The organism is Burkholderia sp. L27(2015) (genome assembly GCF_009765705.1).
In the GTDB taxonomy this organism is placed as follows: domain Bacteria; phylum Pseudomonadota; class Gammaproteobacteria; order Burkholderiales; family Burkholderiaceae; genus LMUX01.
This window is the reverse complement of the sequence record NZ_LMUX01000008.1, coordinates 145149-168487: the sequence shown is the minus strand read 5'-3', so window position 1 is coordinate 168487 and position 23339 is coordinate 145149. Positions and strand designations below refer to the sequence as shown.

At 57.1% G+C, this 23339-nt stretch carries 21 protein-coding genes, 1 other RNA gene and 2 pseudogenes; 15 read left to right on the top strand and 9 right to left on the bottom strand.

Annotated elements, in window-relative coordinates; all coding sequences use genetic code 11:
• Positions 1-14: 14 nt before the first annotated feature.
• The 3 genes from GSQ77_RS03800 to GSQ77_RS03790 all read right to left on the bottom strand — a co-directional run bounded on the left by GSQ77_RS03800 (position 15) and on the right by GSQ77_RS03790 (position 2595).
• Positions 15-1322: an MFS transporter gene (locus tag GSQ77_RS03800; RefSeq protein ID WP_158899210.1), complete on the bottom strand. Its 1308-nt coding sequence runs from the start codon at positions 1320-1322 to the stop codon at positions 15-17.
• A 112-nt stretch (positions 1323-1434) separates the two neighbouring features.
• Positions 1435-1860 (bottom strand): cupin domain-containing protein, encoded by a 426-nt coding sequence (locus GSQ77_RS03795; RefSeq protein ID WP_158899208.1) that lies wholly within the window; start codon positions 1858-1860, stop codon positions 1435-1437.
• 51 nt (positions 1861-1911) lie between these two features.
• Positions 1912-2595 (bottom strand): haloacid dehalogenase type II, encoded by a 684-nt coding sequence (locus GSQ77_RS03790; RefSeq protein WP_158899206.1) that lies wholly within the window; start codon positions 2593-2595, stop codon positions 1912-1914.
• Positions 2596-2779: 184 nt separating this feature from the next.
• Between GSQ77_RS03790 and GSQ77_RS03785 the strand changes: the two genes are divergently transcribed.
• On the top strand, positions 2780-3676 hold the full coding sequence (locus tag GSQ77_RS03785; RefSeq protein WP_158899204.1) for a LysR family transcriptional regulator: 897 nt from the start codon (positions 2780-2782) through the stop codon (positions 3674-3676).
• A gap of 97 nt (positions 3677-3773) precedes the next feature.
• A complete protein-coding gene (locus GSQ77_RS03780) occupies positions 3774-4322 on the top strand; it encodes a hypothetical protein (RefSeq protein ID WP_158899202.1) in 549 nt (182 codons plus the stop codon).
• Positions 4323-4530: 208 nt separating this feature from the next.
• On the opposite strand, the gene GSQ77_RS03775 is transcribed toward GSQ77_RS03780, so the two are convergent.
• Both GSQ77_RS03775 and GSQ77_RS03770 read right to left on the bottom strand, forming a co-directional pair.
• The gene (locus tag GSQ77_RS03775; protein ID WP_158899200.1) at positions 4531-5472 is read right to left on the bottom strand and encodes a PLP-dependent cysteine synthase family protein; all 942 of its coding nucleotides are present in this window, start codon (positions 5470-5472) and stop codon (positions 4531-4533) included.
• 63 nt (positions 5473-5535) lie between these two features.
• Positions 5536-5952: an MAPEG family protein gene (locus tag GSQ77_RS03770; RefSeq protein ID WP_254067424.1), complete on the bottom strand. Its 417-nt coding sequence runs from the start codon at positions 5950-5952 to the stop codon at positions 5536-5538.
• Between the two features lie 85 nt (positions 5953-6037).
• Between GSQ77_RS03770 and GSQ77_RS03765 the strand changes: the two genes are divergently transcribed.
• From GSQ77_RS03765 to GSQ77_RS03730, 9 genes and pseudogenes are all read left to right on the top strand, one after another.
• Positions 6038-7000, top strand: a complete 963-nt coding sequence (locus tag GSQ77_RS03765; protein WP_158899196.1) for a GlxA family transcriptional regulator — start codon at positions 6038-6040, stop codon at positions 6998-7000.
• Positions 7001-7662: 662 nt separating this feature from the next.
• Complete coding sequence (locus GSQ77_RS03760; RefSeq protein WP_158899194.1) at positions 7663-8925, top strand: RimK family alpha-L-glutamate ligase; 1263 nt, start codon at positions 7663-7665, stop codon at positions 8923-8925.
• Positions 8926-9107: 182 nt separating this feature from the next.
• Entirely contained in the window at positions 9108-10019 is a 912-nt protein-coding gene (locus GSQ77_RS03755; RefSeq protein ID WP_158899192.1) for a LysR substrate-binding domain-containing protein, read from the top strand.
• Between the two features lie 455 nt (positions 10020-10474).
• Positions 10475-11203 (top strand): EAL domain-containing protein, encoded by a 729-nt coding sequence (locus GSQ77_RS03750; protein ID WP_158899190.1) that lies wholly within the window; start codon positions 10475-10477, stop codon positions 11201-11203.
• Positions 11204-11352: 149 nt separating this feature from the next.
• Positions 11353-11817: an EAL domain-containing protein gene (locus tag GSQ77_RS03745; RefSeq protein ID WP_158899188.1), complete on the top strand. Its 465-nt coding sequence runs from the start codon at positions 11353-11355 to the stop codon at positions 11815-11817.
• Between the two features lie 134 nt (positions 11818-11951).
• Positions 11952-12479: pseudogene (locus GSQ77_RS29885) on the top strand (ESPR-type extended signal peptide-containing protein); the annotation flags it as partial.
• A gap of 24 nt (positions 12480-12503) precedes the next feature.
• Entirely contained in the window at positions 12504-13793 is a 1290-nt protein-coding gene (locus GSQ77_RS03740; protein WP_254067423.1) for a YadA-like family protein, read from the top strand.
• 17 nt (positions 13794-13810) lie between these two features.
• Entirely contained in the window at positions 13811-15835 is a 2025-nt protein-coding gene (locus GSQ77_RS03735) for a hypothetical protein (RefSeq protein ID WP_158899184.1), read from the top strand.
• Between the two features lie 49 nt (positions 15836-15884).
• Complete coding sequence (locus GSQ77_RS03730; RefSeq protein ID WP_216854844.1) at positions 15885-16796, top strand: LysR family transcriptional regulator; 912 nt, start codon at positions 15885-15887, stop codon at positions 16794-16796.
• Between the two features lie 167 nt (positions 16797-16963).
• On the opposite strand, the gene GSQ77_RS03725 is transcribed toward GSQ77_RS03730, so the two are convergent.
• From GSQ77_RS03725 to GSQ77_RS03710, 4 genes are all read right to left on the bottom strand, one after another.
• Entirely contained in the window at positions 16964-17452 is a 489-nt protein-coding gene (locus GSQ77_RS03725) for a hypothetical protein (RefSeq protein WP_301951137.1), read from the bottom strand.
• Positions 17453-17771: 319 nt separating this feature from the next.
• Positions 17772-18130: a transfer-messenger RNA gene (gene ssrA / locus GSQ77_RS03720) on the bottom strand.
• Between the two features lie 122 nt (positions 18131-18252).
• The gene (locus GSQ77_RS03715) at positions 18253-18918 is read right to left on the bottom strand and encodes a GntR family transcriptional regulator (RefSeq protein WP_158899180.1); all 666 of its coding nucleotides are present in this window, start codon (positions 18916-18918) and stop codon (positions 18253-18255) included.
• Between the two features lie 18 nt (positions 18919-18936).
• Positions 18937-19599, bottom strand: a complete 663-nt coding sequence (locus tag GSQ77_RS03710; protein WP_158899178.1) for a DUF4286 family protein — start codon at positions 19597-19599, stop codon at positions 18937-18939.
• 129 nt (positions 19600-19728) lie between these two features.
• On the opposite strand from GSQ77_RS03710, the gene GSQ77_RS03705 reads away from it, so the two are divergent.
• The 4 genes and pseudogenes from GSQ77_RS03705 to GSQ77_RS03690 all read left to right on the top strand — a co-directional run.
• Positions 19729-20304 carry an amino acid synthesis family protein gene (locus GSQ77_RS03705; protein ID WP_158899176.1) on the top strand — a complete coding sequence of 192 codons (576 nt, stop codon included), beginning with the start codon at positions 19729-19731 and terminating at the stop codon, positions 20302-20304.
• Between the two features lie 43 nt (positions 20305-20347).
• Positions 20348-21544, top strand: coding sequence for an amidohydrolase family protein (locus tag GSQ77_RS03700; RefSeq protein WP_158899174.1), 1197 nt, complete (start codon positions 20348-20350; stop codon positions 21542-21544).
• A gap of 8 nt (positions 21545-21552) precedes the next feature.
• The gene (locus tag GSQ77_RS03695) at positions 21553-22767 is read left to right on the top strand and encodes an NAD(P)/FAD-dependent oxidoreductase (protein ID WP_158899172.1); all 1215 of its coding nucleotides are present in this window, start codon (positions 21553-21555) and stop codon (positions 22765-22767) included.
• Between the two features lie 273 nt (positions 22768-23040).
• Positions 23041-23339: pseudogene (locus GSQ77_RS03690) on the top strand (hypothetical protein); the annotation flags it as partial.

The window sequence follows — 23339 nt, the reverse complement described above, 5'->3', positions numbered from 1 at the left end:
TCAGTCAACACGCGCTATGCCGGCGGCAGAAAAGGGCGATCGGGCCTTATCAAAAGCACACCGCCGGCCCCAAGCAGCAGTACGCCAATCGCGGTCGCAAACGGCACGTTCCAGTTCCCAGTCAGGTCTATCAGCCACCCAAAGACCCACGGCGAGGTGATACCGGCGAGCGCGACGCCCATGATGATGAACGCGCTGCCCATACCGGCGAACTCCCTCGACATATCCATGGGAATGGCATACATAGGCGCGATGGTTAGCTCCAGGAAGAACATCGCCAGTGCCAGGCAGGGCAGCGCAACCGCCAGGTTGGGCGTCAAGGCCACGGGTATCAACGCCAATGCGCAACCGGCAAGTGAGCCCGCCACCACACTGCAGCGCGCGATACGGTGGTTACCAGTACGCCGCAGTAGCCAGTCGGAGAGCATGCCGCCTGCGGTATTGCCGAACATGCCGGCTACCAACGGTACGCTGGTCAGAAAGGCCGACGCTTTCAGTTCGACGTGATGGTGATTGATAAAGTACAGCGGCAGCCAGGAGACAAAAATCCAGTAAGCCCACCCATAGGCGAACATCACTAAAGTAACCGGCAACATGCGAGTGGTCAGCGCCCAAAGCGGGACAGGGGTTTTTGCAGTGGGTGCGACCGGTTCCACGCCGGCCAGCGCCGCGCGCTCGACGCTCGCGTGTTCGCGCGGATCGTCGCGAAACTGAAACCACCAAAATGCCCCCCAGACCAGGACTGCGCTCCCGCAGATCACAAACGAGATGCGCCAATTCGTTGCCACGATCAGCCACGCGACCAGCGGCGGTGCGATAGCGGCACCCAGGCGCGACGCGCTATGGGTAATCCCCTGGATATAGCCGAATTTCTCGGCCGGGTACCAATTGCGCATGGCTTGCGTGGCTGCAGGAAACGCCGGACCTTCACCGGCGCCCACCAGCATACGAATCAGGAACAAGCTCACGGCGCCCGCGGCGAAAGCGGTGCCGATCGTGGATACGCCCAGCAGTACTGCGCAGCACGGCAGCACCACGCGTGGGCCGTAACGTCGCGCGGCCCAACCGCCGAACAGCACGGTGGCCAGATAAGTCCAGGAAAAACCAGTAAAAGCCACGCCAAGCTGCGAATTCGAGAGCCCGAACTCCGTTTTGACGGCGTTGGCAGCCGCCGACAAATTGACGCGGTCTAGATACATGAGCGCATAGATGGTGGACAGCAAGAACGTGACGCGCGCCCGTGCGGGCAGACTGATGGCGCTCAGCGTCGAATCGGTAATAGCCTCGCCGGAGTGTCTAAAGATCGTTTGAATCTTGTTCATGCTGTCTCCACGTTCTCATCGTCGCAAGCTCATCGCCCACGCGTGCAAACTGTTGGTCTTGATTTGATAGCGATACGAAATGCTCCACCCCGGACGAGGATCGCGGTCTGCCTCAGCTTTTGTTTCGCGGGTCGTCTGCGGGGTCGCAATACACGAAGCCGCTCGGACCGGTCCCGGTTACCTGCATGATCACTTCACCTTTCTGAGTCCAGGAGAAATGAGGCATGTCCTTGGGCATATTGTAGAAACTGCCGGGGGGGAGTTCGATCAGCTTTTCCGGATTGAATTTATCCCCCACGCCCGAGTACATCATTCCGGAGATCACCGTATAAGTCCTGTCGTCTGGGTGAGTATGCGCGGGCTGTTGCTCGAAAGGCGGCAGCTTGAATCGCGCAACGTAGAACCCTGGTTTCTTGACCTGTCCAATCAGATTTGCCGACTGGACGCCGTTTGGCGCTTCGGGATTGACCAGGAATTTGACGTCTCCAGGGCGGATTTTGGTGGACGTTTCCCAGTTGCAAAGCGGACATTCACACATGTTCGACTCCTTTATTTTGTGGTTGGATAAAACGGCGCTACAGAATGCGGCTTAAGTCTCGGCTTCCAGCCAGATCTCGGAAAGACCGGCAAGCGAGGTGACCTCGCGGCGTTCGCCGGTAAGAGGGTATTCGGCCGGCCAGCCTTTGCGGTTAACCCACACGACCCGGAACCCGTACGCCGCCGCACCCGCGGCATCCCACGGATTGGACGATTGGAAGCTGACGCGATGCGCGGGCACGTTGAAGTGACGAGTGACGAGTTCATACGCGCGCGGATGCGTTTTGAAGATGCCGGCCTCGTCTACTGAGATGACCTGATCGATCAGGTCGGTGAGACCGGCGGAGCGCACGGCGCTATTCACCATCTCGGCGGTGCCGTTGGAGAGTATTACCACCTGCGTGCCGCTTTCCTTGAGCGAGCGCAGTGCCTCGGGCACCTCGGGGAATGCTTGCAGTTTCAGGTAAGCGTTGAGCAGGTCTGCGCGTAGTGCACTGTCGGCCACGTCATAGCGTTGCATTGCGTAGTCCAACGCGAGCTGCGTCAAAGTCCAGAAATCGCTCTTATGCCCCATCAAGCTATACGTCCAGGAGTATTCCACTTGGCGCGCTCGCCAGAGTTCCGATAGGGCAGGGGCATGTGGGCCGACGCGCGCAGCGTATTGAGCAACGGCCGAGTGCACGTCGAACAGTGTGCCGTACGCATCGAAGACATAGGTGTCGATAGACGAAGTCATCTCGTTTTAACCAATAAGTAGGGGATCCGATTTGCCGAACCGGCGCTCGGGCTTTTGTACTGCCGAGAAGGCAACGCCACCGCGAGCGGGGAGCGCCTGACTGTCGGAAGAACATGAAGAAAGATTAGGTTTATGCTACCTATATTGCAAATTGAAATATCCAATCTTTTAATTGAAAAATCGTATGAATATTACGTTCCGACAGCTCCGCGCATTTCTCGCCGTGGCAGATTTGGGTGGGTTCACCCGAGCGGCTACAGCGATCGGGTTATCCCAGTCGGCCACCAGCATTACGGTGCGCGAGCTGGAGGAGGCGCTGGGCGTACGACTATTGGATCGCACCACACGGCAAGTCAGACTCACCGATGCGGGATCGATGCTGGCGGCTACCAGTACCCGGCTGATCGCCGAGCTCGACGTTTGCTTGCACGAGATCCGCGATATCGGTGCGCAGCGCAAGGGGCGGGTGACGCTCGCCTGCGTGCCCTCAGTGATGAGTTCGCTGATGCCGGACTGGGTAAGGGCGGCACAAGTGCGCTTGCCGCATGTTCAGGTAACGCTTTGTGACGACTCGGCGACCGAAGTATTACGGCGGGTGCGGCTTGGCGAGATGGAGATCGGTATCATAGGAGGTATCGACGACACGCCGGATCTGCATTGTTCGCCGTTGCTGCAAGATCCGATGTACCTGGTCTGCAAACGCGATCATCGGCTTGCCCGAAAGCGCAACGTTCGGTGGAGCGATCTGGGCGGCGAGAAGGTGGTGATGTTGGGCAGCACGTCGGGTAGCCACGAAATGATTCGTCGCCACTTGGTGGAACAGAAGGTCAAGGTCGAGATTGTGCTTGAACTGGCGCAGCCCAATTCGGTGCTCGGTATGCTGGACGCCGGCATGGGCATTTCGATCATGCCCTTGCTGGCCATCTCGACGACGCAACATCCTGGGTTGGTGTCAAAGCCGCTTGGTCATCCGGAGTTGCTGCGCTCGATCGTCGCAGTTCGGCGCCCGGACCGATCTTTGTCACCGGCCGCAGATGCGTTGTGGCAGCTCATTCATGAGCTTGCGTGCCAGCTCGCGTGAGATGCCACGACAGCCCACTAGGCAATGGCTGTTGTACGCTCGATAAATACGCTCACGGTTCGGTTACCTACCGACACATCTCACTGGGAATGATCAAATGTATCGAAAGTGGTCGATGGTTTTTATAGTGTGTGGATTGGCCGCGTGCGGCGGCAAATCCATGTTGTCGGACTCACGGGCACCTAAGAGCATTACATTGCCGTTGTCGGCCGCGTGGTACGACAACGAGAAGGTGTATTACATTACTACCGAGATCACAGATCCAACAATGGCATCCGGAGCGGGAATCACGCTCACGCCACGGTTGCGCGATGCTGTACCTTCTTATCCAAAACCGCCGGAATTAAAGACGGTTCTTGAGCGTGTCTATAAATTCCCTGCCGGCGAACAGGATGCTGTGTTCGCCTCAGCGCCCAATCCCGTCGGAGCGGCGAGCACAGATAAGCAATACAGTCCCCTGTGGTTGCTGTACACGGTTAGTTGGGGTAAGACAACGCACCCCTATGCGTTAATGAGCGAAGCGGCTGTGTTGGAGGCCGAGCGGGAAGGGGCAGTGACCATCACGCGCACCGCAATTGTAATTAACTGCCCGATCGTGGTCAGTGCGGAGGGATCCACGTTGTCCGGCGCAGTTGTCAATCGATGAACTGAGGCAACGGGGCAAACTAGCGCCGATTAGTAGACTATCTTGAACGTCGGTGATTGTTCGGGCCGGCTAAACCGCCGGTCGTACAGTCTGGTTGTTGCGATGTTTGCGTGCCCGAACCATTCCTGGACTTTCGCGATATCTGCCTCATGGTGCCGCCGGTCTCCAGCACGCGGTCGACCTTGTGCGAGCCCGTGCCCACACTTCATCAATGATCCAATGTTTGCGCAAACGACTTTAGGTACTTCATGCCGGTATCGCACATAATGGTGACGATCGTTGCGTCAGGACCGAGGCGCTCGGCGAGCCGCAATGCACCGGTCACGTTTGCGCCGGTGGACGTGCCGCAGAAGAGGCCCTCTTCGGCTGCCAGCCGGAACGCCATCGCCCTGGCGTCCCCAGTCGAGACACGCTCGAGTTCGTCGGCGATCCGGTCGTGCCACAGCGGCACGACGTAGCCCGCACCGATGCCATCGATCTTGTGCGCACCGGTAGGACCGCCCGACAATACCGCCGACTCTACAGGCTCGACCCCAACAACGCGAATGCGTGCGTCGTGCTCGCGCAGGCGCTGCGAGATACCGCGCAGCGACGCAGCCGTGCCAACGCTCTGCACGAAACCGTCGATACGGCCGTCGGCCTGATCCAAAATCTCGTCGGCCATCTTCGTGTAAGCCTGTAGCTGGTCTGTGTTTTCCATCTGAGCGGTGATGTATGCACCCAAATCATGGGCGATCTGATGCGCTGCACGAATCATGTCTTTCGTCAGCTTCTCGGTCTGCTTGCCGTTGTCGCTAGGGACGAGCGTCAGCTTCGCACCCAACAGACGCATGTGATCGAGTTTTTCCTTCGAAAACGCATCGGACGAGACCAGATGCAGCGGGTGATTCTTCACCGCGCACACGAGCGCGAGCGACACGCCCGTGCTGCCGCCCGTGTATTCGACGACTGCGCCACCCGGCTTAAGTCTGCCGTCGCGTTCGGGCGTCTCAATCATCGCGAGCGCGATACGGTCCTTCATGCTGCCGGTCGGGTTTTGGCTTTCGAGCTTCAAGAAAATCCGTGCGCCGTTGCTGGGAACAACATTGCGCAGCTGAAGCAAAGAGGTATTGCCAATCGTACCGAGAATGGAGCTAGGTTTTGTATTCATGATGGGTCTCGTTTATCAGGTTGATAGGGCAGATGCGGGGGAAGACTGGACGACGGTGCACGATCAGGTTGCGCTTGCGAGGATAGTCGCGGCGAGTACCAGCGTCGCGCCGGCGCCGACGACGAAAGCAAGCGTGCGTACGACGGGAATGCCCGCGGCATAGACGACGTAATGAACGAGCCGCGCAAACAGGTAGAGCTTCGCAGCGAACACGGTGGCAGGCGTGCTGATCCCAATGGCCGTCGCAACGAGTACCAGAGGCGCGAATACCGCGAGGTTCTCAATCGCATTCGCATGCGCAAGCTTCGCGCGCTGCGCCCATGCGGGTTCGGGTGGCAACGATGGATCAGGATTGGCCATCGCTCCCATCACGCCTCGTGTTGCAATGCGCGCGAGCGTATAGGGAATCCACATGAGTGCGGTTGCAGTGGCGACGAGCGTCAGAAAATAGAGTTCGGGCGTAAGCTTCATTGGGAACATGGAGTGGTGAAAGAGCTTCTTAGTCTAGACGCCGCAAGGTCCCCGGGCTATAGTCGTAAATGACATTTTTGGCATAATTTGCGACATGAGACTGACAATTTTGGCGCTGGACGGTGTGTTCGATACCGGCCTGACTGTATTGCTCGACACTTTCGCGATGGCAAATGAGCTAGCGGCAGCGCAAGGTTTTGCCTCGGCACCGTTTGACGTTAGCCTCGTCGGCGTTCGTCGGCGTATTCGCACTGCGTTGGGCTTTTCAACTACGGTCGAATCAATCGGCTCGGTTCGCCGGTCAGACTGGGTCGTTGTGCCGGCGCTCAATGCGAAAGACCCGGATCAGCTAGTTGGGGCGTTGGGGCGCCGTGACGTGCGCGAGGCTGTCGAGTTCCTGCGCCTAAGCCACGCGGAAGGCAGCGGTATGGCGGCTGCCTGCATCGGCACCTTCTTACTCGCCGAGACTGGCTTGTTGGATCAACGCGAGGCGACCACCAGTTGGCCATTGGCACCGCTGTTTCGTCAGCGCTACCCAGCGGTGCGTCTCGACGATTCCCAAATTGTTCTTGCATCGGGACAGATCGTTACCGCAGGCGCGATGATGGGCCACCTAGATCTTGCACTATGGTTGGTACGACACGCGAGTCCCGAGCTGGCGACGCTCGTCGCTCGCTTGATGCTGATCGACAACCGGACGTCGCAGGCGCGGTACATCATCCCCGACCACATTGCGCACGCCGATCCGTTGACCATGCGATTTGACCGATGGGCACGCGAGCACCTGGCTGAAGGATTTTCCCTCCAGAAAGCCGCCAGCGCGCTGTCGGTACACACGCGCACATTGCAGCGGCGTACCCAGATGGTTCTCGGCAAGTCGCCATTGGCGTTTTTCCAGGACTTACGAGTCCAGCGCGCGCAACAGCTCGTCACGCAGGGCTGTGACCTTGAGACCGTTGCGCGCGAAGTCGGTTACGCCGACTCCGCAACGTTACGCGCGCTATTGCGTCGTAGGCTAGGCCGCGGCGTTCGTGAGCTCCGGGCAGAAATGCGCTAGCAGCGTGATAGAGGTCTGAAACACTCTTTTGCGATCACGCCTAGCCTTCTTACACGGTATGTCTTTGAGTTTGTGCATTTTTTACGGAATTTGACGGTACCTTTTCGACAAGTTCGCCGAACGTGAGCGAGTGCCGTCAAATTTGCCGGTATGTGCTGAGGTATTCCACCCATAAATCAGCGGTGGCGGATTCAACCGGTTCGCCGCAAGTATTCGAACGGCTTTCTGTAGCGATCGCAACAAGCGCAGAAACGCCACGCATAAGAAAAGTGACTACGAGATTTTCACGCAGCTTAGACGCGCGGCGGACGAATGGCATTACATGGGGCGTGCCCAGAGTTACCGAAAATTATGCGCAATGACGCGGCGTGCGAGACCAGACAGTGACGAATCCGGCGGCGCCTGAGGCGCTATAACGTCCTCAGGCAGATCGACATGACGTGGCATTTCCAAGCCTCGTTGTACCAATTAACGATGCGTAATTTTTCGCGTCGTCACGCCTCGATTGAATGCTTTCATCTGCTGCTACCATCGCTTTTGACCGTAAGCGGAATGCAGGCTGATGGCGCGGAGTTCGCTAGCCTTTTCTATGGGCCGTTCCATCGAAATACTCGTTGCGGGGGTCTGAGATGCTCCGACAAAGTCCTAACCCATTTTGCAATATGGACAATTCCGAGCTCCCTCTCCTGGACCCTGCTTTTACCGCTCACGTCAGCGATGTGTCGGGTACCGGTCTCTCTTCGCTATGGAGCAAAGCGTTTTCGGGACACGGGGTCGCGGCTCTTGGGGAGGCGCTGATCGAACGAGTGAGACAGCGTGGCGACCCGCATGCTTTGCTTGATCTATCGAATGTGCTGCAGCTGGAATTTCAACGCGATACGGCGTTGAAAGCGCAAGCCATGGCGCTCAACGAGCAGCGACTCTATCGCGTGGCCGAATCGTGGAGTGCCGATGCCTTGCACTTACTGGTGCTCAAGGCTGCCGGCGACCTCATGTGCAACACGCCGTTTGAATTGCTGCTCGATGACTATGACCTGATCGTCGACGTGCTCTATGTCGATGCCGGCTTACCGCTGCCTGCGGTATTGCCCGACCATGACGTGCTATGGGTCGTGGTCGCCGAATCCGATGCGAATCGAGTTTTGCTGGAGGAACTCGGTACGTTGCTTGCACATTGGCCCCGTCCGGTGCTGAACCAACCCGCACTGATTGCTCGTCTATCGCGCGATGTTTCCTGTATGACGCTAAGCGATGCACCAGGCGTCATGATGCCGAAAACCGTACGCGTGAGCCGCATTGCGCTGGAGCAACTGGCGGCTGGGGTGGTGCTGCCGACAGCGCTGTTGGCTGGCATGCAATTTCCGTTGATCGCGCGGCCGGTAGGCTCGCATGCGGGAAGCGGCTTGGTCAAAATCGAATGCGCTGAACATGTGAACAGTTACCTCGAGGAACAAAGCGCAGCGACGTTCTTTCTCTCGCCATTTATCGACTATGCATCGAAAGACGGCCTGTTTCGCAAGTTCAGGTTGGTTCTAATCGATGGGAAGCCGTATCTGTGCCATATGGGTATTTCAGAACATTGGATGGTTCACTACCCTTACGAAGAGATGATCGCCCAGGCATCGCGGCGTGCCGAGGAGGCGTCAGTGATGACCTTATTCGAACGCGATTTTGCACAACGACACGCGTTGGCACTTGGGACAATCCAGCAGCGTATCGGCTTGGATTACTGGGGACTGGATTGCGCCGAGACACCGGATGGCCGCTTACTGATTTTCGAAGTGACAAGTGCAATGTTGATCCATCGTATGGATCCCACAGATGTCTTCGCTTACAAAGCTGGGCACATGACCCAGGTGTTCGCCGCATGTTATCGGCTACTGGAGCTCGCCGCCGGGCGGTTACACACTGCGCGACGCATCTGATGGCCATAAAGTCGGTGCCATCGAATCCAGAATATGTCTTTGAGTTCGTGAAAAAACATTTAACTGCTATAGAACTTTATAGGTTTGGTACTCCAAATAACTTGTTATGTTGAGGGCTCCTGCAATTTGCAGTCCGTCAGTATTGCGTCGAAGTATGGCTAAAAATATAAGGCTCGCGTGACATGTATAACGACACAATAAAAATTAAACAGCTTCGTCTGTTCGTTGCTGTTGTTGAATCAAAGAGTATTCACCGGGCCGCATCCGTGCTCGGTATTTCTCAACCGGCTGTTTCCATGGCCATACGCGAACTCGAAACGATTTACGGTGGATCACTGTTGATACGCAAGACGAAGGGTGTGGAAGTCACGACACTAGGCGCTTTATTGCACCGTCGAGGTCGTGCAATTCTGGCAGACCTGGATCGAGTGGGCGAAGAAATGGCGCGCCTGCAGAGTGAAAGGGGAGGCGTGGTTTCTATCGCTGTGTCTTCCGTCATTGCCTGTACAGTTCTTCCTGACGTGTTGCTGCGGTTTCGCGAGAAGATGCCAAACGTACAGGTGAGGATAAGTGAGATCTGGGGGAGAGATGTTCTAATTGATGGACTGGTAGGAGGGGAATTCGATTTTGCAATGGTACTTACCGCGCCTTATTTTTATCCGCTTCCTGACGACATCGAGAGATTGGCAGAAATAGATATACCTCTAATTCTTGGAGCACGGAGCAATCATCCGCTTGTGAATTCAAAATCGATCACCGAATTGATGGACGTTGATTGGCTGATTCCGTTTGAAAACACCAATCAACTGGAATTATCCCTTGAAAATGATTTTTCTAAATTTGGCTTAAAGATACCCAATAGACCGATACGTTGCCATTCTTTTTCTGCGGCAATGGAAATTTTTGAAAAAATGGATCTTATCGGGGTATTTTCAAAGCGATTCGCAGATATTCAATTCAAGCGATACAACCTTGCCAAGATAGAAATTCGTGAGACTCTTCCAATGATACATGCGGGACTATTTCAGAGGCAGCCGTATATTCAAACCGAGGCCGCGGAATATTTTATCGAGTGTTTCAGGGCTGCCTTGTAGCTGGGTCTCTTTGGGCTGCACTCTTATCCAGCCGCCACCGATGTGCGGTCCGCGGCTGGATGATCTCTTGTAAATCTCACAACACCATTCCGGCCTCAAAGCTCCGTCGCCCGAGGCTCTCCTAATTGTTCAGGCTCGACCCGAAGTGTCGGGTTATGCCTTCTGCAATTGCGGTCGCTGCTGTGGTTCTGACACGGTCACACCGTCGTATCGGCGACGCTATCGATAAAACATCCCTGCAGAAATGCCGCGCTTGCGGCAAGCTTCGCGCTGCCAGTGAGTGAGGTCCAACGTCCTGACCGTTGCTAACGAATAATATTTTCTTATGGCACGCTCGAAATTCTTATCATTTTCGGGCGGTCTCAAAAACATTATCATGGCGGCAATGGCTCGTTAGTACTCGTGTGAGCCGCAGGCAACATTAATTATCGCGATTCGTCGGGAAAGGTTGGAGTGTGTCTGAGCTTGTGTGGAGTGCTGTAAGGGAGGGCAGGGTCGAGTTCGCGTTTCAGCCTATATGTCATTCGGCCGATCGCAGCGCCGTCTTGTATTACGAATGTCTGGTCAGGTGCATGGATGAAAATTCACGTGTGATATCGCCCGTTGAATTTATCCCGGATCTGGAACGGAGCGGGGAAATCCGCCTTTTCGATGTTCAGGTATTTCAGCGCGCTGTGGCTTTGCTCGGCGAGCACCCTGACCTTACGTTGGGCGTAAATGTCTCAGCATTGAGCGCGGTTGGCGATGCGCTATGGGACCCTGTGTTTCTTAGACTGTCTGATACGCCGGACATCGCTCGCCGACTCGTTGTTGAGATTACAGAAACGGCTCCCGTCGATCCTGCGGGGGCGTGGGTGTTCGCGAGACGCCTGCGGCAAATGGGATGTCGTGTCGCGGTGGACGATTTTGGCGCGGGATATTCATTGCAGGCAGCAACGGCATTGGAGGAAGTCGATATCGTCAAAATCGATGCCTCATTCATCGACAGGGTTGGGCGCAGCGTGGATGCATTGTGTCGATTCGATGCGATTGTTGCGTCGGCATTGAAGTTCGTCGATTGCATCGTCGTCGAGGGAGTCGAAAATGAAGGCGATCTCTCGCTAGTTCGTGGCGCGGGCATTGAATGGGTGCAGGGCTACTACTTTGGCAGGCCGTCTTGCGAAATTTTTCCGTTTCCATATTGAATAAAATTAGTACTGCTATTTTATAGATAGATATTGGGCGTGTTCCCGCAAGAGCACGAGATCGTATCGAGGGCCATCGATACCCACATCTATCGAATTCGACGAAAGCGCTTTTTGATGTTCTTTGTCTTTGATTTTCGCAGAATGTAATGAACAACTTGGACGTGTGTGATCTCGTGTGGGGTGCACTAAGAAGCGGTGGTATTGAGATTACGCTCCGGCCTACATATCGATGGGTAAATCGTAATGCGGTCCGATATCACGAATGTCTGGTCGCGTGTCCGGGCCGCGACACGCGTGAGATGTCGGCGCGGGAATTCGTTCCCGCTCTGGAGGAGTGCGGGCTGATTCGACTGCTGGATCGTCATGTATTCCGGCGCGTTGTGGCTTTGCTTGGTGAGCAGCCGGACCTGGTGGTGGAAGTGAATGTGTCGGCATTGAGTGCGGTGGTCGACGTGTCATGGGAGGCGGTTTTTCTTTCGCTACCCGACACGCCGAACGTTGCGCATCGACTCGTTGTGGTGATTTCAAATGCAGCTTCGGTTGATGCGTCGAGGGTGTGGGCGTTCGCGCGACGCTTGCAGCAACTCGGATGTCCCGTTTCGGTTTCGTGAGGCCATCGAGGTTAGGTAGTGAGCATTTATTCTGATGTTCAAATTTTATGTGCACAGGAGTGCTAATTAGGAAAACTGCTCGCATGTTTTCCCTTCTGTCTTAAATCTGAGTATTTTTGTTTAGGTGAAAACGTATGAACAGAGCATATCGATCTATTTGGAACCAGGCCTTAGGCGCGTGGGTTGCCATATCGGAATTGGCTTCCGCGCGAGGAAAACCGGGAAAAGCGAGGTTGCTTGGTCCTGTCACGCTGGCGGTGGTGTCTTTAGTGCACGGTCACGCCGCGTATGCGCAGTACTTCCCAGATGGCGGTACCGCCTCCAGCGCGGGTAGTATTGCACTAGGATCATCGTCCTCGGCATTTGGGACTAACGCAACCGCGATTGGCACGGGTGCTACCACCACCGGTACCGCCACCGTCGCGCGTGGTATTGCAATAGGAACGTCGGCCACGGCACAAGGGACTGATGCAACCGCGATTGGCACGGCCGCTAAGGTCGGGGTCGGCTCGTCCATCGCCATTGGCACATCCGCGAGCGTCGCAACAGCAGTAAACGGAGTCGCGATCGGCACGAGCGCTAGCGCTGGCGGTCTAGTCAACTCCTCGGCCTTTGGTGCCTTCGCGACCGCGTCAGGAGGTAACTCAGTAGCGGTTGGGTCATCGGCTTCGACTGGGATTGGTTCGGTGGCCGCAGTCGCGGTGGGGGCGCAATCCAATGCCACCGGGACTGCTTCTATTGCGCTCGGGCAGATCGCTGTGGCGACTGCCACAAACTCAGTAGCGGTTGGGTCATCGGCTTCGGCTGGTTCGCTGGCCGCTATCGCGGTGGGGGCGCAATCCAATGCCACCGGGACTGCTTCTATTGCGCTCGGGCAGGCCGCTGTGGCCACTGCCACAAACGCTATTGCGTTCGGCGCGGGCAGCAGCGCCAGCTACGCTAACAGCGTGGCGATTGGCGCGGGCAGCGTCACCGGGCTGGCTGCGCCGACGGGCACGGGCTATCTGACGAGCGCTGCCGCGCCGCTTTCCGTGGTATCGGTGGGCAGCCCCACCGCGTTGCGCCGGATCACCAACGTGGCCGACGGCTCCGCGCCGCAAGACGCGGTCACCGTAAGCCAGTTGCAGGTTGTGGCAAGCGATGCCGTGATGTACGACAGCAACTCGCATACGAGTGTGACGCTCGGCGGCGTTGGTGCAGCCTCTGCGGTCGCGCTCACGAATATCGCCGCAGGCGCCATTACCGCGACCAGTACTGATGCGGTCAACGGCAGCCAATTGTTTGCGCTCGAAACGCAAATCGGCACGCTCGGCGGCCAAGTCACGCAGATGTCGCAAACCACGACGACGACGGGCGGGTCGTCGGCGGCGGCGTCGTCGTCGGCGGCGGCAGCGAATTCGAAGTACGTAGCCGTGAATTCGACGGGCAGCGCGGCGAGCGCTACGGGCACGGAGTCGGTTGCGATTGGCGGCAATTCGACGGCGAGTTCGAGCAACGGCGTCGCGGTGGGTTCGGGCTCCCAGGCAACCGGGTCCGGTTCGTCGGCGGTGGGCGCCAACGCGGTAGCGTCGGGGGCGAATTCAGTGGCGCTCGGCGCGGGCTCGGTAGCAAGCGAGGCGAACTCGGTATCGGTGGGCTCGCCGGGCAATGAGCGCACCATCACCAACGTGGCGCCAGGCGTAAATCCGACCGATGCGGTCAATATGTCGCAGTTGAACAGCGTGCAGGATTCTGTGAACTCAGTCGCGCGTACCGCCTACTCCGGTATCGCCGCCGCTACTGCGTTGACCATGATTCCTGAGGTTGATCAAGGCAAGACCCTCTCGGTCGGGATTGGTATGGGGAGCTATCAAGGTTACTCGGCGGTGGCGATCGGGTTTACGGCGCGAGTTGCCCAAAACATGAAGGTGAAGGGGGGTGTCAGCGTGACCGACGCAGGCACTGTGTACGGCGCAGGGGTCGGTTACCAGTGGTAGTGGGGGGATCTGACCTCATGAGCGATTCGATAGCGGTGAGCCTTGCACGGATCGATGAGTTGACCGTGCAGGGAGATTTGATCGGAGCGTGGCGTCTGTTGAATGCGGGCGAGCTCGGGCAATCCGGCCATTCTGGCGTGCTGGTCGCTAGAGCCCGGCTCCTGCGTTTACGGGGTCGTCACCTCGAAGCCCGTGTCTCGCTTGAGCAAAGGCTGCTGGATTCTCCCTGCGACAGTGCTGTGCAAGTTGAGCTCGCGCGTATCGCGCTGGATTTTGGCGAACCTGATGAAGTCGCGCATGCCTGGTATGAACGCGCCTATGGTGACGAGGCTATTGGTGAGCGGTGGGTGCTGGACTGGGTCGACCTATTGTGTCGTCTTAAGCGGTTCGAAGTGGCGCAGTCTGTCGTCTTGGCATATTGCGAATGTGTACCGGCGAGCGCGCATGGGTGGTTCGTTCTGGGATTGACGTACCAGTTGCAGAATCAACACGATCTGGCACTGTCCGCTTATGACCGCGCGCTACAGCTCGATGCAACAGTCCCTATGCTGCGTAACAATATGGCCGCGTCCTATATCGAGACAGGGGCGCATGCTCAAGCGAAATTGTTGCTGGAGCAGGCACTTCGCGAAGAACCGGCCAACGCGTTTGCATGGACCAATCTCGCTATTGTCCTGCTGCGCGGCATGGATCCTGCTGCCGCGCAGGTGGCTGTGGAGCGCGCCTGTGCGCTCGCACCCAACTATCTGGTTGCGCTGCAAATAGGCTCGAACGTTCACAAGGAACTACAGGAGTGGGACCGCGCTCTTGCTCTCGTCCAGCGCGGGTTGACCCTCGAGCCTGGCAATGCTCCCATGTTGTGGTCGCTCGCGATGCTGCAACTGCTTCGCGGTGACTATGCCGCGGGTTGGTCGAGCCATGAAGCGCGGTGGGACGGTTCTCCCGAGTTACGCAACTCATTGCCGAATATACCTGCGCCACGGTGGCAAGGCCAGTCCCTGGCAGGCAAGACACTTTTTGTCTGGAGCGAGCAGGGCTACGGCGATGTCATACAGTTCGTGAGATTTTTGCCGTCAATCGCCGAGCGTGTTCGGCGCGAGGGCGGCAAGCTTGTCTTCTGCTGTTACTCGGGCCTGTGCACGCTGGTGAGACGTAGTTTGGGTGGAGACGTGGATACGATCGTATCCCATGACCAGGCTCCGCCATATCCCCCGCCCGATTTTCACCTGCCTCTGGCGAGCCTGCCGTTGATGTTGAACGTGACACTGGACCAACTTCCGGTAGCCCAAGCGTATCTGAAAGCTGACGACGCGAAAGTCGACGCGTGGCGTGTAAGTTCGCCAGCGCGCTCGGGCCGGTTCCGGGTCGGGCTGGTGTGGAGCGGCAGCCGGACGCACCAGCGCAATCCGTTACGCGCAGTTGATCCCCTTGCCTATGCGAGAACGTTCAATCATTTCCAATCCATCGATTTTGTCAGCGTGCAGCTCGACGGAGGAAGTGACGTGCAAGCCATGTGCGACGAGGGCTTACGCGTGATCGATCATTGTGGTGAATTGAGCTCGTTCGACGACACGGCCGCCTTGCTCCAGAGCATGGATCTGGTGATTACTGTGTGTACGTCGGCGGCACATCTGGCCGGTTCACTCGGTGTGCCGACATGGGTATTACTGGATGTGAACCCACATTGGGTCTGGATGACCGAGCGCAGCGATAGTCCGTGGTATCCCTCCATTCGTCTGTATCGGCAACAGAAACATGGTCAGTGGGCTCCGGTCCTGGAACAGGTCGCATGGGATCTGGACGCCGTGACCGGCGCTGTCCTCGGTAATTGCTTGACTGACTCCGGTGAAAATAGAGATTTGGCCGCAACCTGCACACCAGATCTAGAGATGGATAGGCTGGCGGAGCGCTATATATGGCCGCTCAGCAACCTCGATTTTCCTATTACACCAGCGCCGAATTTTAAAGTCCCGATACGCCAAAGTACTTGTTATGTTGAGGATTCCTGTAATTTGCAGTCCGTCAAACCGAAGCGTGATTAGGCTTCTTAGTATTGCGTTGAAGTTGGGTAAAATTTAAGGCTTGCGCGAAATGCACAACGAGATGATGAAAATTAAACAGCTCCGCCTGTTCGTTGCTGTTGTTGAGTCAAAAAGCATTCACCGGGCCGCATCCGTGCTCGGTATTTCTCAACCGGCTGTTTCCATGGCTATACGCGAACTCGAAACGATTTACGGCGGATCACTGTTAATACGCAAGACTAAGGGTGTGGAAATCACGACACTTGGCGCTTTATTGCACCGTCGAGGTCGTGCAATTCTGGCAGACATGGATCGAGTGGGCGAAGAAATGGCGCGCTTGCGGAGCGAAAAGGGGGGGGCGGTTTCTATCGCTATTTCTTCCACCATTTCCTCTACAGTTCTTCCTGACGTGTTGCTGCGCTTTCGCGAGAAGATGCCAAACGTACAAGTAAGGATAGGCGAAATATCGGGTAGAGCTGCGTTAATTGACGGGCTGGTAGAAGGGGAATTCGATTTTGCAATAGCACTGACTGCGCCCTATTTTTATCCGCTCCCTGACGAGATCGAGAGACTGGCTGAGATCGATATACCTTTAATTCTTGGGACAGGGCCAAATCATCCTCTTGCGAGTTCACAATCTATCAGTGAATTGATGGGAGTTGACTGGTTAATACCATTTGAAAGCACTAACCTGGACGAATTATCCCTTGAGCATGATTTCGCTAAATTTGGTCTGAAGGTGCCCAATAGGCCGATTCGTTGCCATTCTTATGCTGCGGCAATGGAATTTTTTGGAAAAATGGATCTTATCGGGGTATTTTCGAAGCGATTTGCAGATATTCAATTCGAGCGATACAACCTCGTCCAAATAAAAATTCGTGAGACGCTTCCAATGAGACAGGTGGGAGTATTTCAGAGGCAACCGTATATTCAAACCGAGGCGGCGGAATATTTCATCGAGTGTTTCAAGGCCGGATTGTAGCTGGATCTCTTTGGGCTTCTCCCTTATCTTGCGGGCTTTGCCCCTCACGCGCCCTGCGCGCCCGGACAAGGCGCGTGCGTGTGATTATAGGAGATCCGCCACGGCCGCGAGATCCTGTAACAGGCTCAGATTATCGATGCGCAACAAGGTCACGCCCAGTGTGACAATCACGTACTGCGAGCCCGACCCGGCAAATTATCTGGCTTTCGAGCGCTCACGATAATCGTCCGGCCCAGAAGCACCCGCAGGTGATTTTGTACCGCGACGTAACGCCGGTTGCTTGGATCTATGGTTCTATATTTTCGGACCCCGCACCGCCACTCCATTGAGCCGAATAGGGCGATCGCCGGGTAGAACAATGGCAATTTCCATAGGCTGCTCTTTTGCACCTTATCGATCGACAGATCGATGTCCTCGAAGCCGCTTTCGGCGAGTGCATGGGCGAGGTAGAAGAAGCTGATCGGAGTGATGTGGCCAACCGTCGAGAATCGCTCCTTACGGCCGACCGGCAGCGGACCGAACAAGTTCGCAAATCCGAAACTCAGGTACCGCAGCCGCGATCTGAGATTTAGGATGTTGGGGGTGGAAAAAAGGATCCAGCCGCCGGGTTTCGTCACTCGAAATGTTTCTCGTAACAGGTGTCTGAAATTCTCCAGATGCTCAATGCACCTCGGTGCAGGTCAATAAATCAATGCTATCTGCCTCGTAGGGTAACGACTCCGTGTTGAGGTCGCAGATGTCGACCTTCTGCATGGGCAGCGGCATGAATAATCTCGTCTAGGAAGAAGGCTAAAATGCCCAAATCCGCAGTTGGGGGTACCAAGATGGCAGAGGTACCGAGGTACCCCCGAAGGTACCTCCGGATACCCTTGGATTCTGCTGGATGGTTATAAACACAATTGGACAAGAAAAAACCCGCGAAGCTAGGCTTGGCGGGTTTCTTAAGACTTTCCTGGACTGCTTTGGATGCTGTTTTGGTGGAGCCGGCGGGAATCGAACCCGCGTCCGTAAGTACTCTACAACGAGTTCTACATACTTAGTTCTATCATTTAATTTAACCGCATCAGCGCGGACGAACACGCTCTGCTACGGCGATTCACTAAATTTTCGGACCGGACGTCGTGACACCAACCGGTATTAGCTGACGTATATGACCTCACTAGTCTTGCGACCCTGACCCATCAGCAAGTCAGTGTGAGGTTAGCCGGTGTTACGCGGCTAATGCGAACGTTTCGTCGTTTGCAGTTACTTATTTCCCGTTGTATTTACGAGGTGACGGGTCCTCGGTATGCCCTGCGCTGCTTTGCAACCCACGTCGAAACCAAGTCGGCCCCAAGAAGTCAATTATCCCACAGTTCGTCCAGTACAGCGGCACGCGATTGTCACTGACACGGGAATCAGACCCAACTAACCACTTCCCGGCCGCCAATTCCACCGAATCCACCCAATAAGGGGCCTAACCAACCTTCCCCAAATGCAAGCGCACCGCTTCGCGCGCCGCAATCACATGCGCCTCGGCCGCAGCGCGGGCCGCAACCGGATCGTGCTGCTCGATCGCCTGCAAAATCTTGCGCATTTCCGCCAGGCTGACTTTAGCCCGGCCCGGATTGGACATCGAAGTCGCGCGCAACGCGTTCACGCGGGCTAACAGCGATTCCAGCACCTCGCAGATGATCTTGTTGCCGCAGCCGCGCAGGATCACATCGTAGAACTCACCGGTGAACTGAACCCGCTCAACCGCGGCCTCATTCTTGACCGCGCGCTCGAACAGCTTCAGCGATTTCGTGAGCTGTTCTATCTCGGGCGGCGTCGCCCGCGCCGCAAAGAGCGCTGTGGCTTCGCCTTCCAGCAGTCGGCGCACGTCGTAGATCTGATCCGCTTCCTCAAGGTTGATCGTCGCGACCGAGGGCCCCTTGTTCGGCGCCGTCGTAACCAGTCGCTCCGATTCAAGCCGGCGCAACGCTTCGCGCACCGTCGTGCGGCTTACGCCCATCCGGTCGCACAGCACCGCTTCGACGAGTCTTTCGCCCGGACGAAAATGCCCCTGCATGATCGCCTCGCGCAATTTACTCGCAGTCTGTACAAGTACCGTCTGCGGCGTAATCCTCATGTCCACGGTCATTGGCGTCTCCTTCCTGTTTTATTGGGATCCCGCAAAACGGTCCCCATGTCGTGCAAAAACTGCATATTTACCTTTGAACCAGCTTTCTGTCGCAAGCCGATCGCGCCATGCCGAAGCCCGGGCCTCCGCGCGTTCAGGCGAGTCTAGAGCGGAGGTCGAAGCCAGATAGTGCAAGGCCAGGTGGCTCCATTGTTCCGGCGACCCGTCGCGAATCCGGAAGCGCCGCACCATCAACCAGTCTTTGCATTTGAGCAGGGTAGGGATGTGATCCTGCGCATACCAGTCTTCGAACTCGGGCGCGCGCGCGTCGGGCACATTGAAAAAGACTGCATAAACGTACGGCGCCAGTTCTCCGGCAACCGCATCGGGCCGCGCGACACAGTCGATTTCTTCGCCGATGTAGCGCGTGAATCCTTGTACGTCGCGCAGCATCCGGCTCGTCCGTTCGCTGGGCTGGCCCTTGATGGTTTGATATTCGGGGGTGGCGAGCGCGCCGGCCGTGGTCATGTCGTAAATGGCCAGGTAGTCGGGCCCATCCACGCGGCGATAGCGCTGCGCGCCGGTAAAGCCCGGCGCTTTCATGCGGATCGGTATGTGCTCTTCGTCATACCAAGCGTTGAACTCGGCTTCCCAAGCTTGATCTGGCGTCATTTCTGAGAACAGCACGGCTTTTTTGTCCATGATTTACTTCTCCAATCATATTGTAACACAATCAAACGAAGGAAGCTGCGTTGCGCACATTGTACGACAATAGTATAGTGTGTGAAACAGTCATTGCCGACCTTCGCGCGGCGCAATTTTGGAGTGTTCATGCCTTTGCAAATCGTAGCTTTCCATACCGTCGTTCAAGACCACCTGCAACAACATGCCGCGTTCGATGACACACCGTTGCGCAAGGTAGCGGTCGCTGCCATCGTCAAGAATCCTCACGCAGGCCGATTCGCGGCCGACTTGTCGGCCATGATCGAGGACAGCGAGGCGCTGGGCGCCAAGCTCGCGGAAATGGCACGCAGCGCCATGGGCGAGTACCCGGTGGAAAGTTACGGCAAAGGTGGCATCGTCGGTACCGACGGCGAACAGGAACACGCCAACGCGTTGCTCACCACCGTCTTTGCCACGCCGTTGCGCGCGGCACTTGGTGGCACGGCATGGATCTCGTCGTTCACCAAATGCGCCGCATCGGGCGAATCGATCGACGTGCCGCTTGCGCATAAGGACGAGCTCTACGTGCGGTCACATTACGACGGCATGAGCGTCACCTTGCCTGGCGCACCGATGCCGGACGAAATCGCCGTGATCTTCTGCGTCGCCAACCGTGGGCGGCTGACGGCCCGCGTTGGTGGTTTGAAAGCCAACGAAGTGACGCAAGCCCGCGCCTTGATCTAACCCCTCTAAACCCATCACGCGATCCCCGCTTTCGGAGTTCCCCATGAAGACTGCCATCGTTAACCTGAAGACCATCGTCACCGGTGACTGGCGCAACCCGTTCGCCAGCGGCGACTCGATCCTGATGGAGCACGGCAAGATCGTCACGGTCGGCACGCTGTCCGCCGATGCCTTGAAGGACTGCGACGTCGTGATCGATGCGGACGGCGCCACCGCCATCCCCGGCCTGATCGATTCGCAGATCCACAACACCTTCGGCGATTACACGCCGCGGCAAAAGACCGTCGGGTTTCTGGAAAGCTACTTGCACGGTGGCACCACCACGGCAATCAGCGCATCCGAGGTGCACGTGCCGGGGCGGCCCACCGACCCGCAAGGCGTGAAGGCGCTCGCGGTTGCGGCGCAGCGCTGCTTTGAACATTACCGTCCGGGCGGGATGCGGGTATTCGCGGGCTCGATCATTCTCGAGCCCGGTCTGGTCGAGGCGGACTTCGAAGATATCGCGTCGCAAGGTGTGTGGCTGGCGAAGGCGGGCTTCGGCGGCGTGGCCACGCCATTCGACTACGCGCCGATGATAGGCTGGGCGAAAAAACACGGGATGATCACCACGGTTCATACCGGCGGTTCATCGATCCCCGGTTCCTCTGGAATATGGGCCGACCATTTGCTGGCGATGCAACCGCATGTGTCCTTTCATATCAACGGCGGCCCGGTCGCCATGCCCGACCGCGACTTCTCGCGCATCATCGACGAGAGCGAGATCGCCTTGCAGGTATGCACCGCCGGCAACCTCAGGACCTTGCTGCTGATCGCCGAACTGGCGACCAAGGCCGAACAGTTCGATCGCTTCCTGATTGCGACCGACACGCCGACCGGCAGCGGCATCATGCCGCTGGGCATGATGTACACGATTACGCATCTGGCGAGCCTGGGCAAGATGCCGGTCGAGTCGGCCATTTGCGCGGCCACCGGCAACAACGCCCGGGTGTACGGCATCAACTCCGGGTTTATCGAAGCCGGTCGCGACGCGGATGTCGTGATTCTCGATTCGTGCGTAGGCGGCACCCAGCACACGGCCCTCGACGCGCTTTCCAATGGCGATATCGCGGCGGTCGCTGCAGTCGTGACCGACGGCGTGCCCCGTTTTGTCGGACGCAGCCGCAACACGCCTGCATCGGAGAAGAACGTGCGCGTCGCGCATACGACGCTCCTGCAGGACTTCGCCACCCCCAAACACTGAGGATCAGCATGTCGAAGCGTAAGAAAATCATCGTGGTCGGCGCCGGCCCGGTCGGTGCTGTCGCCGCGCTCGCGTGCGTGCAACGCGGCTTCGCGGTGACCCTGATCGACGCCGCAGCCGAAGTCGATACCAGCCCGCGCGCCGCGACTACCCATCCCTCGACGCTGGAAATGATTGCGAGTCTTGGGATCATCGATGAATTCATCAAGGTGGGATTGGTCGCGAGATATTTCGATTTCTGGGACCAGACGCAACGTGAACTGGTTGCGCGTTTCGATCACAACACCTTGCGCGACGACACGGATTTTCCGTTTGTCGTGCAGACCGAGCAGCATAAGCTCGTCAACATCGTGCTGCCGATATTACGCGGTTGTCCCGATGTGGATGTGCGGTTTTCGACGGCACTGACAGGGATGGAGCAGTCCGCGGATTCGGTGCGTGCCACGCTTCAGACGGCCGAGGGCAGAGAGGTGATCACGGCCGATTACATGATCGGCGCGGATGGCGGCCGCAGCACGGTGCGCAAGATGCTGGAGATCGAGTTCGAAGGCTACACCTGGCCCGAGCGCTTCCTTGTTTTGACGACGTCGTTTGATTTTGCGGCGGCGATTGGCTGCTCGTATCGCAGCTATATCTCCGACCCCGATCAATGGGGCAATCTGTTCAAGATTGCCGGCGACGATCAGCGCGGTCGTTGGCGCGCCGTGTTTCCGGTGCATGCGGACCTCAGCGACGAATCGGCGCTCGCCGAAGACGAAGCGCAAACGCGGCTCAACCGGCTTTTGCCGCGGGAGGAACCTTATACCCTGTTGCACCGCAATCTTTATCGCGTGCATCAGCGGGTTGCTGCCTCGTTTCGCAAGCACCGCGTGTTCCTGGCCGGCGACTCCGGGCATGTGAATAATCCGATCGGTGGCCTCGGTTTGAATTGCGGCATCCACGATGCACTTGAATTGGCCGATACGTTGAGCGAGGTTGGCGACTTTGCCACGTCGGCGACGTTGCTCGATCGGTACGAACGGCGGCGACGCACGCTTAATATCGAGTTCGTCCAGCAGCAAACGGTGGCGAATAAAAAGCGGCTCGAAGAGAAGGACCCCGTCGCGCGTACGCAAAACCTGCGTGAGCTTGCGCAGTCAGCGGCGGATCCGGTCCGTCACAGAGCGTTTCTGATGCGCTCATCGTTATTGCAAAGCGTGCGCAGTTCGAAAGACATCGCTTAGCCAACTTTCAACGGCGACCAGCAACGGGCGCCGTTTTTCATCCACGCGTTTATTTTCCTTCACGCGCTGAGCCACACCGTTTTTTCCTGTGAGGGCAGGCGACTGCACCGCCGCGGTTCTACATCTCGGCCCAAGCCTCTCGACATATTCCCATCGGATTATTTTTGGTCGCTTGTCTAAATTGTACGACAATCATACTATTAGATTGGCGGACATAATTATGCGCGGTACTTTCCCCCTGTGACGTAAGACTCACCACAACCGGAAAATTAAATGTCAAACGTGGTTTCCGAAAGCATCAAGTCTCGAACGGTGGCTTCCAAGGTGCGCTGGATCATCGTGCTGGTACTGTTCTCGTCGGTCCTGGTCGGATTCTTCGATCGTATCAGTGTCGCCGTGCTGTTCAATAATCCCGAGTTCTATACAGCAATCGGCACCGGCTTCAATCCGACAAAGCTGGGATTGCTCATGAGCGCATTTCTCACCGCATACGGCATCTCGTCGGTGGTGCTGAGTGTTGTCGGCGACCTTTGGGGGCCGGGTCGAATGTTGGCGATCTCTACGGCTATTTG

Coding starts and splice junctions, on each gene's coding strand:
- GSQ77_RS03800 (WP_158899210.1), bottom strand. CDS start 1,322: ATGAACAAGATTCAAACGATCTTTAGACACTCCGGCGAGGCTATTACC.
- GSQ77_RS03795 (WP_158899208.1), bottom strand. CDS start 1,860: ATGTGTGAATGTCCGCTTTGCAACTGGGAAACGTCCACCAAAATCCGC.
- GSQ77_RS03790 (WP_158899206.1), bottom strand. CDS start 2,595: ATGACTTCGTCTATCGACACCTATGTCTTCGATGCGTACGGCACACTG.
- GSQ77_RS03785 (WP_158899204.1), top strand. CDS start 2,780: ATGAATATTACGTTCCGACAGCTCCGCGCATTTCTCGCCGTGGCAGAT.
- GSQ77_RS03780 (WP_158899202.1), top strand. CDS start 3,774: ATGTATCGAAAGTGGTCGATGGTTTTTATAGTGTGTGGATTGGCCGCG.
- GSQ77_RS03775 (WP_158899200.1), bottom strand. CDS start 5,472: ATGAATACAAAACCTAGCTCCATTCTCGGTACGATTGGCAATACCTCT.
- GSQ77_RS03770 (WP_254067424.1), bottom strand. CDS start 5,952: ATGTTCCCAATGAAGCTTACGCCCGAACTCTATTTTCTGACGCTCGTC.
- GSQ77_RS03765 (WP_158899196.1), top strand. CDS start 6,038: ATGAGACTGACAATTTTGGCGCTGGACGGTGTGTTCGATACCGGCCTG.
- GSQ77_RS03760 (WP_158899194.1), top strand. CDS start 7,663: ATGGACAATTCCGAGCTCCCTCTCCTGGACCCTGCTTTTACCGCTCAC.
- GSQ77_RS03755 (WP_158899192.1), top strand. CDS start 9,108: ATGTATAACGACACAATAAAAATTAAACAGCTTCGTCTGTTCGTTGCT.
- GSQ77_RS03745 (WP_158899188.1), top strand. CDS start 11,353: ATGAACAACTTGGACGTGTGTGATCTCGTGTGGGGTGCACTAAGAAGC.
- GSQ77_RS03735 (WP_158899184.1), top strand. CDS start 13,811: ATGAGCGATTCGATAGCGGTGAGCCTTGCACGGATCGATGAGTTGACC.
- GSQ77_RS03730 (WP_216854844.1), top strand. CDS start 15,885: ATGCACAACGAGATGATGAAAATTAAACAGCTCCGCCTGTTCGTTGCT.
- GSQ77_RS03715 (WP_158899180.1), bottom strand. CDS start 18,918: ATGACCGTGGACATGAGGATTACGCCGCAGACGGTACTTGTACAGACT.
- GSQ77_RS03710 (WP_158899178.1), bottom strand. CDS start 19,599: ATGGACAAAAAAGCCGTGCTGTTCTCAGAAATGACGCCAGATCAAGCT.
- GSQ77_RS03705 (WP_158899176.1), top strand. CDS start 19,729: ATGCCTTTGCAAATCGTAGCTTTCCATACCGTCGTTCAAGACCACCTG.
- GSQ77_RS03700 (WP_158899174.1), top strand. CDS start 20,348: ATGAAGACTGCCATCGTTAACCTGAAGACCATCGTCACCGGTGACTGG.
- GSQ77_RS03695 (WP_158899172.1), top strand. CDS start 21,553: ATGTCGAAGCGTAAGAAAATCATCGTGGTCGGCGCCGGCCCGGTCGGT.